The organism is Bradyrhizobium sp. USDA 4516 (genome assembly GCF_054055915.1).
This window is the reverse complement of sequence record NZ_JBSRXT010000001.1, coordinates 2,369,549-2,382,571: the sequence shown is the minus strand read 5'-3', so window position 1 is coordinate 2,382,571 and position 13,023 is coordinate 2,369,549. Positions and strand designations below refer to the sequence as shown.

Below are 13,023 nucleotides of genomic sequence, written 5' to 3'. Positions count from 1 at the left end.
GAGCATAGAATGAAGTCCGGATTTTTGGCCGCGGTCGCGGCCTGCAGCCTGATGCTTGCGGCGCCGGCGATGGCCCAGGGCGTCAAGATCGGCATCCTGAACGATCAGTCCGGCGTCTATGCCGACTACGGCGGCAAATATTCGCTCGAAGCCGCGCGGATGGCGGTCGAGGATTTCGGCGGCGAGGTGCTGGGACAGAAGATCGAGATCGTTACCGCCGACCATCAGAACAAGCCGGATCTTGCGACCGCGATCGCGCGGCGCTGGTACGAGGTCGAGAACGTCGACATGATCACCGAGCTTACGACGTCGTCGGTCGCGCTCGCGGTGCAGGAGCTGTCGAAGGAAAAGAAGAAGATCGACATCGTGGTCGGCGCGGCGACCTCCCGTATCACCGGGGATGCCTGCACGCCCTACAGCTTCCACTGGGCCTATGACACCCGCGCGCTCGCGGTCGGAACCGGCGGTGCGCTGACAGAAGCCGGCGGCAACACCTGGTTCTTCCTGACCGCCGACTACGCCTTCGGCTACGCGCTGGAGAAGGACACCAGCGACATCGTCACCTCAAAGGGCGGCAAGGTGGTCGGCTCGGTCCGCGTGCCGCTCAATTCGTCGGACTTCTCGTCCTTCCTGCTGCAGGCGCAGAGCTCGAAGGCCAAGATCATCGGGCTCGCCAACGCCGGACTCGACACCACCAACTCGATCAAGCAGGCGGCCGAGTTCGGCATCGTGCGCGGCGGCCAGAAGCTTGCCGGCCTGTTGATGACGCTGTCGGAGGTGCACGGTCTCGGGCTCGAGGCGGCGCAGGGTCTCGTGCTCACCGAGGGCTTCTACTGGGACCACGACGACGCCTCGCGCGCCTTTAGCGAGCGCTTCTTCAAGCGCACCAGCCGGATGCCGAGCATGATCCATGCCGGCACCTATTCGGCGACGCTGAGCTATTTGAAGGCTGTGAAGGCCGCCGGCACCAAGGACAGCGAGGCGGTCGCCGCCAAGCTGAAGGAGCTGCCGGTCGATGACGCCTTCGCCAAGGGCAAGGTGCTCGCGAACGGCCGCATGGTGCACGACCTCTATCTGTTCGAGGTCAAGAAGCCCTCGGAGTCGAAGAAGCCGTGGGACTATTACAAGCAGATCGCCGTGGTGCCCGGCGACAAGGCCTTCTTCACCGCCAAGGAAAGCGGCTGCCCGCTGACCAAGTGAGGCGAATATCCACGGGTGGTGTCGTCCTGGCGAAAGCCAGGACCCATTACCCCGATTGGATGTTATTGCACCACGCTGTGGCCATCAGATTGCCCATAACCACGCTCTGTGGTTATGGGTCCTGGCTTTCGCCAGGACGACGGTAGTGGTTATGGCGCGACCGCGCCTTCAATGCGCCAGCCGCCACACCGCGCCGCCGATCGCGCCAACCCAGAGGATGACGCAGGCGAGCGCCTGGATGGCGAAGCCGGGGCTGCGTTTCGCCACCGCTTCGCGATAGCCGATGAAATAGACGATGCGGCCGATCACCCAGATCGCGCCGACCGCCGCCGCGGCGGCATCGCCGACATAGACCGCGAACAGCCAGAGCGACGGCAGGAAGATCGGCATCCATTCCAGCGTGTTCATCTGGATGCGGTAGATGCGCTCGAAATCCGGATTGCCCGTGATCGCCGGCAGCTTGACGCCGTAGACCGCGCGGGCGCGGGCGACCTGCAGCGCGAAGAAGAAGTGCAGCGCGACCGCAAGGCAGGTGACGATGGCGGTGTAGTGGTACATGTCAGGCGTGTCCTCTTTCCATTGGCCCCGATGTCATGACGGGACAGTGAAGCCCGGTGTGACATGCGGCCTTGCTTTACCTCTCCTCGCGCGCGGGGAGAGGTCGGAACGCATCGTCAGATGCGTTCCGGGTGAGGGGGGGCCTCGGCGAGACCAACTGTCACCGAGTACGCGGAGACAGCCCCTCACCCCAACAACCCTCTCCCCGTAAGAACGGGGCGAGGGAGCACAGTTATGCCGCGGCCCCATTCGGACCAATTCCGTCACGTCCTAGTACCCCGTCATCTCAAGATAGCCGATTCCGGCGTGGCTGCCTGAGAAGCGGATCGGGCCTTCCCAATAGGGGAAGCTGGTTCCCATCCAGCTCCGTGCATTGAGCGGCGTGGTCTCGATGGCGAGGCCGCGTGCGGGCAGGCTGACGCGCCATGACGTCGGCAGCTTGCGGCCGTCGATCTCGGTGATTGTGACAGGCACGATGCTGTTGCCGCCGGCGGCGATCTCGGCCGAGCGGCCGTCCGGCGTGATCCAGTTGCCGAACAGGTTTTCGCGGCCGTCCTTCTGGCGCAGCCGGTACAGCATCAGCTTCTCGTCGCCGGGCAGATGCAGCGAGAACCAGTCCCAGCCGGTCTGATCGGCCGCCAATGGCTGGCTGCTCCATTCGCGATCCATCCACGCCGAGCCCGTGACGTCGACCGGTCTGTCGTCGATTACGATGCGGCCGGACGCCTTGTAGAACGGCTGGCTGTAGTAATAGGAGGCTTGCCCGCGATCCGACTTGCGGCTGTAGCCGCGGTCGCCCTGCAGCACCAGCGCGCGGTCGGCCTCGAGCCGCAGCGCGGTGCTGAAGTCGGCGGCGGAGGCCTTGAGCTCGAGCGGTGCGACGCGCTGAGCATCGAACGCGTCGCGCCCGCGCAGCTCCCAGGCGTCGATCCAGGCGCGGAACGGCGTGGCTTCGACAGCGGCCTGCCCGACGCCGCCGCGGGCAAAGGTTTCGCTGAAGCGGTGCGTGCCGGCGCTGGTCACGGCGGCGTGGCCCATCCAGAGCTGCTGATTGGCCCAGCCCTCGGCCGGTCCGCCCGCTTTCATCGCCTGGCGGAACAGCGTCCATTGCGCGCCATAGGCCGCGCCGCTCGTGTCGGACAGGTTGGCGGTCACGTACCACCATTCGATCCGGAATTCCGGATGCGGGCCGTGGTCCGCGGGGAACGTGAATGGCTTGCCCGGCGTGACGGCGGCAAATCCTTCCGCCGTCTCGCCGAGCCCGGCGAAGCCCTGCGCGAACGTCTTGCCGCCGAGCGCGAGCCCTAGCGCACCGCCGGCAAAGGCGCGACGGGTGATGGTGCCGCTAGCGCTCATTGACAAAGATCCTGATCAGGCTGGCGGGCTGCATGCGCGCCAGCCTCGCGACCGGAAGCGCCGCGGCACAAAATGCGGCGGCCAGCGCCACCGCGAGCAGCTCGATCAGCTGCAGCGGGAAAATGTGGAACGGCAGCCGCCAGCCGAACGCCTTGACGTTGACGATCGCAAGCAGGCACCACGCCACCAGCAGGCCGAGCGGCAGCGCAAACAGCGCGGTGATCAGCGCGACCGCCATGGTCTTCAACAGTTCGAGCGCGGCGAGCCGCCGCCGGGTCAGGCCGATCGCCCACAGCGGCGCCAGCTGCGGCAGCCGCGAATTGGCCAGCGTGAGCAGGCTGGTCAAAAGCGCAATGCCGGCGACGCCGAGCGTGAAGGCGTTGAGCGCGGCGGTCACCGAGAAGGTGCGGTTGAAGACCCGCTTCGATTCCGTTTTCATCCTGGCCTGGTCGGCGATGTTGCGATCATCGAGACCGAATTTCTCCTGTAGCGCGGTGATCAGCGGTGCGATCTTATCCGGTGCCACGCGGAGGCCCATCCGTGTCATTGGTGTCTGCGGGAAGCGCCGGGTCAGCGCGGCGAAGTTGACCGCGATCTGGCCCTTGGGGTTGCCGTAATCGGCATAGATGCCGACGATCTCGAGCGGCCAGTTGCCGCCGGGGGCGGGTACCTCGATATGATCGCCGATCGCCAGCTTCATCCGCCGCGACAGCTGCTCGCTGACGAGGCAGGTGTCGCCGGGCCGCAGCCGAACCCACGCATTTGCGACGCTTTCGAGCAACGGCCAGCTGTCGTGATAGGTGGCGTGGTCGGGCAGGCCGAGCACCTCGATCGGCGCGCCGTCGAGCTGGGTGTCGGCGCGGCCGCCGGGCAGGATGGCCTGAACCTCGGGCCGATCGCGCAGCCAGGCCTTGATCTCCTTTGCCTGCTGATCGCTGGCGGCGCTGATGTAAACGTCGGCGGCGAGCCTTCCGTCGAGCCAGACCAGGAAGGTGCGGTTGAAACTTTCCACCATGGTGCCGACGCCGACATTGACCGCGAGCGCAAGCAGCAGCGCCATCAGCGCCAGCGACAGTCCCGACAATTGCTGGCGGCTGTCGGCCCAGAACCAGATGCCGACCGGCGCCCGCGCGCTGCGCTGCCCGAAGGCCAGCGCAATCTGCAGGACCATCGGCAGGATCAGCGCCGCGCCGAGCATCAGCGCGGCGAGCACGGCGAAGCCCGCGATCAGGGAATCGCCGAACCAGATCAGGCCCGCGGCGACCGCAAACACCGCGAGTGCCGCCGCGCTCTGGAGCAGCAGCCAGCGCCGCTGCGCCTGCTGCCAGGCCTGCGGCTGCGCCGTCGCCAGCACCGGCATCCGGATCGCCTTGGCAAGGCTCGCAGCCGCCGCGGCGAGCGCGCCAAGAATGCTGATAGCGATGCCGGCGAACCACCAGGCGGGTTTAAGCGAAAGCTGTCCGGGAATCTGCGCGCCATAGAGCCCGCGCAGCGAGGCCGCGACATCCGGCAGCAAGGCAGCCGCAATGAAGTAGCCGCAGACGAGGCCGATGAGGCCGGCGACCAGCGCCAGCGACACCAGCTCGATCACCAGCACGGTGTTGAGCATTCGCGCCGAGACGCCACAGGCGCGCAGTGTGCGCAGCATCGGCAGCCGCTGCTCGAAGGCGAGGCCGATCGCGGAGTTGACGATGAACAGGCCGACAAAGAACGACAGCAGCCCGAACGCGGTGAGGTTGAGATGGAAGCTGTCGGTGAGGCGTTCGAGGTCGCTCTCCGCGCTCGGCTCGACCAGGCGGAGCTTGTCACCCGCCACGTTTTCGAACGCTGTGTGCGGCGCTTTGGACTTGCCGACGAGCAGGCGCGAGACCTGGCCGGGCACTTTGAGGATGTCCTGCGCGATGCCGATATCGACGATCAGTGCGCCGGGCGCGAGCTCGGCCTGCACGCGCAGCGGCGGCAAGCTCATGCCGTTGGCCTGCGGCCGCTCGCCTTCCTTGAGGCCGAGATCGCGCAGCGTTTCGCCCGCCACCAGCATTTCGCCCGGCGGCGTGACGAAGGACTGCAGGCTGCCGCGTCCGACCGCCGGCGCGTTGCCGACCTCGGACGGCAGCGTCACCGGCTCGACGCCGAGCAGGCGGAAGCTGCGCCCGTCGATCTGGACCCGGCCCTCCAGCATCGGCGACACCGGCCAGCCGGCACGGCGCAGATCGACGAACAGTTGTTGCGGGAGGGTCGCGCTGTCCCTGGCGACCAGCATTGCAGTCCGCGACCCGCCGAAGGTCGCGGCGGCGCGATCATAAGCGATGCGGGCCTGCTGGTTCAGCGCCTGCACGCCGCTCCACAGCGCGGTGGCCGAGATCAGTCCGATCAAGAGCGTTGCGAGCTGCATCGGATGCCGCCGCCAGTGGCTGAGCAGCACCGCGAGGATCCACAGCGCGCGCCTCATGCGACGATCCCGGCATGCAGGGTGATCTGGCGGTCGAGCGTCGCCGCGAGCCGCGCGCTATGCGTGACCATCAGGAAGCCGCAGCCGGTGCGGGTCACCAGATCGCGTGCCAGCGCCAGCACCTCGTCGGCGGTGTCCTCGTCGAGATTGCCGGTCGGCTCGTCGGCGAGCAGCAACAGCGGCTTTGGCGCCAGCGCGCGGCCGATCGCGACGCGCTGCTGCTGGCCGCCGGACAGTTGCTCGGGATAGCGCTTCAGCAGCTGCTTCAGCCCAAGGCGCTCGACCAGTTCGTCGTGCCAGACGGCGTCATGCCGTCCGGCGATGCGCGACTGAAACACGAGATTGTCCGCGACCGTCAGGCTCGGGATCAAATTGAACTGCTGGAACACGAGGCCGAGCCGGTTGCGGCGCAATTCGGCACGACCGGCGTCGCTGAGGTGGGAGACGACGGTGTCGGCGAGAGCGATCTCGCCGCTATCGGCGGCATCGAGCCCCGCGATCAGATGCAGCAGCGTGCTCTTGCCGCTGCCGGATTCGCCTGATAGCGCCACGCTCTCGCCGGTCGCAACGGCAAGGTCGACGCCGCGCAGCACAGCGACGTCTTCGCCGGCAGAACGGTAACTCTTGGTCAGGCCGGTGACGCGAAGCACCGCGGCGGTCTGGTCAGATGAAGCGATGGCTGGGCCTCATTGCGGCTTCTGGTATTTCAGGACGAACTCGTCGATCGGCACCGGTGCCTTGAAGACGGGAATGTCCTTGGGGTCCTCCGCATGATGCAGGAAATCGCCCTCGGCCACCAGCTTGAAGCCCGCCGCCTCGATCTCCTGCTTCAAGGTGCTCTCCTCGATCCGGTGCAGCGTCTTGGCGACACCGGTGCCTGCGCCCGTCTTGGCCGAGTGATCCGCGATCACGAGCAAGCCGCCCGGCTTGAGCGCGGCGAACATCTTCTTGTTCATCGCGGCGCGGTCGACAGGCAGATAGGTGATGTCGTGATAGAAAAAGAAGAAGGTGATCATGTCGAGGTCCTTGACCTCGGGCGGGATCGGGTCGTCATAGTCCCGCACCACATGGACCACGTTCTTCATCGCCGGCGCCTTGGCGCGGGTGTCGAACTTGTCCTTGACGAAGCGCTCGAGCACTGTCGCGGAATCCTGTGCGTAGACCTTGCCCGACGGGGCGACGGTGCGCGCCAACAGTTCGGTGCTGTAGCCGGCGCTCGCCGCCATGTCGAGGATCGTCATACCCGGCTTGACGCCGGCAAAGGTGAGCATCTTGGCCGGCTGCCGGCGCTGGTCGACCTGGCGATCCGCATCGCTGCGATCGGGTGCGGCGACGATCGCGGCGTAGTCGGGATTGGCGGCGTCTTCCGCGCGGACTTGAGGCGCGGCAAGCAGCGCGGCGGACATAAGTGCAGCGCAAGCGGTGGCACGTAGGATCAATCTGTTCATGAAATAACCCCGGGCTTTTCGTTGGCCCTGAACATAGCAGTCGGGACATGACAGTTCACCGCTCCACTGGCGCGACCGACGCGATCGTGATCGGGCCGTTAGAAGCGCTCCGGGGCGCACAACCCCGAGGAAATGCGGTGTTGCGTTGCACGGCGAGGCGTGGCTAGCATCGCCGGACGGGGCCGATTTACGAAGCCAAAACGAAACGACGGGGAGCCGGACATGACGACGCAAGCGACGTCCAAGAGGACGTCAGAGGGGCTGTCAAAGGGGACGCCGAAGGGCGCCTGGCAAATCACCTTCCTTCTATTCCTGTTCATGGTGGTGAACTTTGCCGACAAGATCGTGGTCGGGCTCGCCGGCGTGCCGATCAAGAAGGAAATGGGCCTCACCCAGGAGCAGTTCGGCGATCTCGGCTCGTCATTCTTCCTCTTGTTCTCGATCTCGGCGATCGTGGTCGGCTTCATCGTCAACCGCGTCGCCACCCGCTGGGTGCTGCTGATCCTGGCGGTGATCTGGTCGCTGGCGCAATTTCCGATGGTCGGCACCGTCAGCTTCACGACGCTGGTGATCTGCCGCATCATCCTCGGCGCCGGCGAGGGGCCGGCGTTCTCGGTCGCGGCGCACGCGATCTACAAATGGTTTCCGGACGAGAAGCGTACGCTGCCGACCGCGATCCTGTCGCAGGGCTCCGCGTTCGGCGTGATCCTCGCGGTGCCCGCGCTGAACTGGATCATCGTCAATCACAGCTGGCATCACGCCTTCGGCGCGCTCGGCATCGTCGGCCTGATCTGGGCGGTCGCCTGGTTCGCGCTCGGCAAGGAAGGGCCGCTGGTGTCGACGTCTGCCGTGGCGGCTGACGAGCCGCGGATTCCGTATTGGAAGCTTTTGACCTCGCGCACCTTCATCGGCTGCGTGGTGGCAACCTTCGGCGCCTATTGGGCGCTGTCGCTCGGGCTCACCTGGTTCACGTCCTTCATCATCGAGGGGCTCGGCTTCTCGCAGCACCAGGCCGGCTTCGTCTCGATCCTGCCCTGGATCTTCGGCGCGACGATCGTGCTGCTGACCGGCTGGATCTCGCAGCTGATGCTGGCGCGCGGCTTCACCACCCGCGGCGCGCGCGGCGTGCTCGGCTCGGTGCCGCTGATCTTCGGCGGCGCCATCCTTGCGATGCTGCCCTATGCGCCGCCCGGCGGGATCATGATCGCGCTGCTGGTGATCGGCTCCGGCCTGTGCGGCTCGATCTACGTGGTGTGCCCGCCGATGCTCGGCGAGTTCACGCCGGTGTCGCAGCGCGGCGCGATCATCGCGATCTACGGCGCGCTCTACACGATCTCGGGCATCCTGGCGCCGATGGTGATGGGCAATGTGATCCAGCACGCGGCCACGCCGATGGCCGGCTACATGTCCGGCTTCACCATCAACGCGGCGATCATGGCCGGCTCCGGCCTGCTCGGATTGCTGCTGCTGTGGCCGAACACCGAGCGGGCGCGGTTGACCGGCACGTCGCAGCCGGCAGGCACGATCAAAGGCGCGATGTCGCCGACGTAAGGGGCGCACCTCTGGCAACTCGCTCCACTTCGCCTCTCCCCTTGTGGGAGAGGCCGGATTTCGCGCGTCAGCGGGAAATCCGGGTGAGGGGTCTGCCTCCGCGAGCTCCGTCCCTCGAGAGACCGCAACCCCTCACCCGGATCGCATTGCGCTCCGCTGCATGCGATCCGGCCTCTCCCACAAGGGGAGAGGCGGGAGTCCTGTAGCCCGGATCGCTGCGTCTCTCAATTCATCCCCTGCGCGCCGCGGACGAGCTTGCCCGGGCGTGCGCCGGTGGCCTTGCCCTCGCGCTGGGTCACGATGCCCGACACGATGGTGGCGTCATAGCCGTCGACCTGCTGCAGGAGGCGGCGGCCGCCGACCGGCAGGTCGTAATGCACCTTCGGAGGGTGCAAATGCAGCCGGTCGTAATCGATCACGTTGACATCGGCCTTGAAGCCAGGAGCGATCACCCCGCGATCATACAGACCGACCGACAGCGCGGTCTTGCGCGACTGCGCCGCGACCACGAACGGGATCGAGAGCTTCTCGCCGCGGCTGCGGTCGCGCGTCCAGTGCGTCAAGAGATAGGTCGGGAAGCTGGCATCGCAGATGATGCCGCAATGCGCGCCGCCGTCGGACAGGCCGGGCACGGCACTGGGCTCGCGCAGCATCTCATGCACGGCGTCGAGATTGCCGTCGGCGTAATTCAGGAACGGCACATAGAGCATACCGCGACCCTCGTCGGTCAGCATCGCGTCATAGGCAAGCTCTTCCGGCTGACGGCCCTGGCGCCGCGCCTGCGGCCCGAGCGCGTTTTCCGGCGGCTGCTCATAGTTCGGCGGATTACCCAAGAGATACATCTTGTCGTAGTTCGGCCGGAAGAACAGCGGATCGTCGGTCGCCGTCGCGCTCTCGCTCAGGATCGCCGCGCGCACCTCGGGCCGGCGCAGATGCGCGAGCCGCTCGGCCAGCGGCAATTTGGCGATCTCGCGATAGCTCGGATGGGTCTGGAACGGATTGCGCGACAATTCGAGCCCGAGCAGCAGCCCGACCGGCCGCGCCGCGATCTGGGTCGTGATCGACAGGCCGCGGGCGGCGGCTTCATTGATGGTGTCCATGGTCTGCCGCCAGCGTCGCGGCGCCTTGTCGGCCTGGGCGACCGAGAACGAGATCGGGCACCTTGTGTTCTCGGCGACCCGCAGCATCATCGGCAGGTCCTCGTGCACGGTGCTCTGGTCGAGCACGAATTGCAGCACGCTGCGGCCGACGCCGTGCATCGCGCCGGCGATCGCGGTCAGTTCATCCTCGCCGGCTTTCAGCGTCGGCGTGTAGTCGCCGGTCGAGGTGCGGTGATTGAGCGTGCGCGAGGTCGAGAAACCCAGCGCGCCCGCCCGCACCGCGTCGCCGGCGAGCGCCGCCATCGCCTTGTTGTCCTCGGCCGTTGCGGGATCGCGGCGCGCGCCGCGCTCGCCCATCACATAGACCCGCAGCGCGGCATGCGGCAGCTGCGCGCCGATGTCCATGTCGAAATTGCGCTTCGACAGCCACTCCATGTAGTCGGGGAAGCTCTCCCACGCCCAGGGAATGCCGGCGGAGAGCACCGGCTCCGGAATGTCTTCGACGCCTTCCATCAGCTGGATCAGCCTGGTGTGGTCGCTCGGCCGGCACGGCGCGAAGCCGACGCCGCAATTGCCCATGATCGCCGTGGTGACGCCGTTCTGCGACGACGGCGTGATGTCCTGGCTCCAGGTCACCTGGCCGTCGTAATGGGTGTGGACGTCGACGAAGCCGGGCGCCACCAGCTTGCCGCGGGCGTCGATCTCTTCCTTGCCCTTTGCCGAGACCTTGCCGACTTCGGTGATCTTGCCGCCTGTGATCGCGACATCGGCTTCATAGAGGTCGCCGCCCTTGCCGTCGGCGATGGTGCCGCCGCGGATCACGAGGTCTGGGGTCGAGGTCATGGCATTTCATCCCGAGGCTGTTTTTGGTTGACGGCATCATGGGTCAGCCCCTGATGCTGTCAACCAGCGCCGATGAAGCTCTGGGATGCGCTGATGCTGATTTGCCAGCTGGGATCGAACGTTGCCGCCCGGCGGAAATTTGTTCCGCCGGGCAAATCGCCGCGAACCTAGCGCACGCCGAAGAACGCTGTCTTCTGGGTCTCTTCGGCCTGCAGCCTGGCGCGGACGCGCATCAGGTCCTTCCAGCCGATATAGCCGACGAGGCGCTGATCCTCGCGCGAGATCACAGGCAGATGCGAGACGTTGACCTGCATCAGGCGGTCGGCGAGCCGGTCGAGATATTCGTCGGGATAGGCGACGGTGATCTTGCTGCCGGCCAGCAGCTGCTTGAGCGTCGCGGTGCGATGCTTGCCGGCGCGGCGCCAGCGCAGCACGGACGGCGGGTCGATCACGCCGAGCACGTGGTGGTTGGCGTCGACGACGGGAAAGCTGGGGTGACCGGTCTTCGGGTTGGTCAGGAAGGCGGCCGCGCCATGCAGCGTCATGGTGTCGGCGACGGTCTCGACCGCCTTGGTCATGACGTCGCGCACGCGGGTCAGCGCGAACGGATCGACACGGTACTCGCGCACCAGATGATGGCCGCGCCGAGCCACCTTCTCGGTCAGGATCGAGCGCCGCATCAAAAGCACCGTGACGCCGTGCGCGGTGCCGCAGGCTGCGATCAGCGGCAGCAGCACATGGGTGTTGCCGGTGAGTTCGACGGCGAAGAAGGTCGCGGTCAGCGGCGAGCGCATCGTGCCGCCCATTGTCGCCGCCATCGCCAGCAACGCCCAGAAGCCGGGGCTCGCCGGCGGCAGATAGCCGCTCAGCGCCGTTCCCATCGCGCCGCCCATGATGAGCAGCGGCGCCAGCACGCCGCCCGAGGTGCCCGAGCCGAGCGCGACCGACCAGATCACGGCCTTCACCACGAGCAGCAGCGCGGCCTTCAGCACCACATCGCCTTGCAACATCGACGCGAGGTTGTCGTAGCCGACGCCGAGCGCCTGCGGCTCGATCAAGCCGCCGAGGCCGACCACCAGGCCGCCGATCAGCGGCCACCACATCCAGTGGATCGGCAGCTTGAGGAAGATGTCCTCGCAGCCATAAACCAGCTGGGTGAGCACGCCCGACAGCAGGCCGGAGAGGATCCCGATCAGGATCCAGGCGCCGAGCTGCAGCACCGAAATGTCGACGCCGCCGGTGAACGGAAACAGCGGCGCGGGCATGTGCAGGAAGGTGCGCCCGACCGCTGCCACCACGGCGGCGACGGTGACGGGAATGAAGCTGCGCGGCGTCCATTCGAACAGCAGCAGTTCGACCGCGAGCATGATCGCGGCGATCGGCGTTCCGAACACCGTGGTCATTCCGGCGGCGGCGCCCGCCACCAGCAGGGTCTTGCGCTCGTTGTCGCTGACCGGGAGCATCTGCGCGATCAGCGAGCCGATCGCGCCGCCGGTCATGATGATCGGGCCCTCGGCGCCGAACGGGCCGCCGGTGCCGATCGACACCGCCGACGACAACGGCTTCAGGATCGCCACCTTGGGGTCGAGCCGGGAACGGCCGAGCAGGATGGCCTCGATGGCTTCCGGGATGCCGTGGCCGCGGATCTTCTCGCTGCCGAAACGCGCCATCAGCCCGATGATGAGCGAGCCCGCGACCGGCACCAGCACGGTCCAGAGCCCGAGCGGCGAATCCTGCAATTTCAGGTCGGCGAAGCTGAACTGGCCGAAATAGGCGATGTTGGTGGCAAGCTTGATCAGCTGCAGCAGTCCCGCCCCGGCCAGCACGCCTGCGGCGGAGACAAACACGGCGATCGCCGAGATCACCACGACGCGCGGATCGGTCGTGAAGTCGCTCAGGAGGTGGCTGGCCTTCTCGCCGATTTTGGCAGTGTTTGGGGCGGTGTTCGTGGCGGAGACGCTCGATTTGGTGGAAATGACGCTCATTGGTGGCGTAAGGCTCGGGTGAAGTGGATGCGGCGTCATATCGCATTGCGATATAATTACAAGCGGGAGACATCGAATGGCACCGTCGAAATCGCCGAGGCAGGACCAGAAGCGGGTTCCCAGCCAGGGCGATTACGAAACGCTGTCGCAATTTCGCTATCTGATCCGCCGGTTTCTGGAGTTCAGCCAGGACGCCGCGAAGGCCGCAGGCCTGACACCGCGGCAGCATCAGGCATTGCTGGCGATCCGGGGGTATCCGGGGGGCGGGCCGGTTGCGGTCGGTGATCTGGCCGAACGGCTGCGGCTTCGTCACCACACCACGGTCGAACTGGTCGACCGGCTGTCCGAGGCCGGACTGGTCGAGCGCGTGCTCGATCCCGCCGACCAGCGGCGGGTGCTGCTGAAATTAACCGGCCTTGCGGCCGATCATCTCGCCGAATTGTCGGCGGTCCATCTCGATGAGCTGTCGCGCATCGAGCCGCTCCTGAAGCAGGTGCTGTCGCGACGGTCGGAGTGAGCGCGCTGCGTGCGCA

General features: G+C 66.7%; 10 protein-coding genes. 3 read left to right on the top strand and 7 right to left on the bottom strand.

Annotation, left to right across the window (positions count from 1 at the left end):
- Positions 1-9 precede the first annotated feature (9 nt).
- A complete protein-coding gene (locus ACVI1L_RS11105) occupies positions 10-1,200 on the top strand; it encodes an ABC transporter substrate-binding protein (protein ID WP_057021219.1) in 1,191 nt (396 codons plus the stop codon).
- Positions 1,201-1,368: 168 nt separating this feature from the next.
- Here ACVI1L_RS11105 and ACVI1L_RS11100 read toward each other — a convergent pair whose 3' ends face one another.
- The 5 genes from ACVI1L_RS11100 to ACVI1L_RS11080 form a co-directional block, all read right to left on the bottom strand.
- A complete protein-coding gene (locus tag ACVI1L_RS11100; protein WP_057021220.1) occupies positions 1,369-1,758 on the bottom strand; it encodes an MAPEG family protein in 390 nt (129 codons plus the stop codon).
- A gap of 270 nt (positions 1,759-2,028) precedes the next feature.
- The gene (locus ACVI1L_RS11095; protein WP_253638372.1) at positions 2,029-3,114 is read right to left on the bottom strand and encodes a lipocalin-like domain-containing protein; all 1,086 of its coding nucleotides are present in this window, start codon (positions 3,112-3,114) and stop codon (positions 2,029-2,031) included.
- Positions 3,104-5,563 carry an FtsX-like permease family protein gene (locus ACVI1L_RS11090; protein ID WP_456782871.1) on the bottom strand — a complete coding sequence of 820 codons (2,460 nt, stop codon included), beginning with the start codon at positions 5,561-5,563 and terminating at the stop codon, positions 3,104-3,106. The genes ACVI1L_RS11095 and ACVI1L_RS11090 overlap by 11 nt, the downstream gene beginning before the upstream one ends.
- Positions 5,560-6,213 (bottom strand): ABC transporter ATP-binding protein, encoded by a 654-nt coding sequence (locus tag ACVI1L_RS11085; RefSeq protein ID WP_316398558.1) that lies wholly within the window; start codon positions 6,211-6,213, stop codon positions 5,560-5,562. The genes ACVI1L_RS11090 and ACVI1L_RS11085 overlap by 4 nt, the downstream gene beginning before the upstream one ends.
- Positions 6,214-6,249: 36 nt before the next feature.
- Positions 6,250-7,011 (bottom strand): class I SAM-dependent methyltransferase, encoded by a 762-nt coding sequence (locus tag ACVI1L_RS11080; protein WP_057021224.1) that lies wholly within the window; start codon positions 7,009-7,011, stop codon positions 6,250-6,252.
- A gap of 222 nt (positions 7,012-7,233) precedes the next feature.
- Between ACVI1L_RS11080 and ACVI1L_RS11075 the strand changes: the two genes are divergently transcribed.
- On the top strand, positions 7,234-8,562 hold the full coding sequence (locus ACVI1L_RS11075) for an MFS transporter (protein WP_229190874.1): 1,329 nt from the start codon (positions 7,234-7,236) through the stop codon (positions 8,560-8,562).
- A 224-nt stretch (positions 8,563-8,786) separates the two neighbouring features.
- Here the strand turns inward: ACVI1L_RS11075 and ACVI1L_RS11070 are convergent, their stop codons facing one another.
- On the bottom strand, positions 8,787-10,505 hold the full coding sequence (locus tag ACVI1L_RS11070; RefSeq protein ID WP_057021226.1) for an N-acyl-D-amino-acid deacylase family protein: 1,719 nt from the start codon (positions 10,503-10,505) through the stop codon (positions 8,787-8,789).
- 167 nt (positions 10,506-10,672) lie between these two features.
- Complete coding sequence (locus ACVI1L_RS11065; protein ID WP_456782870.1) at positions 10,673-12,490, bottom strand: chloride channel protein; 1,818 nt, start codon at positions 12,488-12,490, stop codon at positions 10,673-10,675.
- A 76-nt stretch (positions 12,491-12,566) separates the two neighbouring features.
- On the opposite strand from ACVI1L_RS11065, the gene ACVI1L_RS11060 reads away from it, so the two are divergent.
- A complete protein-coding gene (locus tag ACVI1L_RS11060; RefSeq protein ID WP_456782869.1) occupies positions 12,567-13,007 on the top strand; it encodes a MarR family winged helix-turn-helix transcriptional regulator in 441 nt (146 codons plus the stop codon).
- The last annotated feature ends 16 nt before the right edge of the window (positions 13,008-13,023 follow it).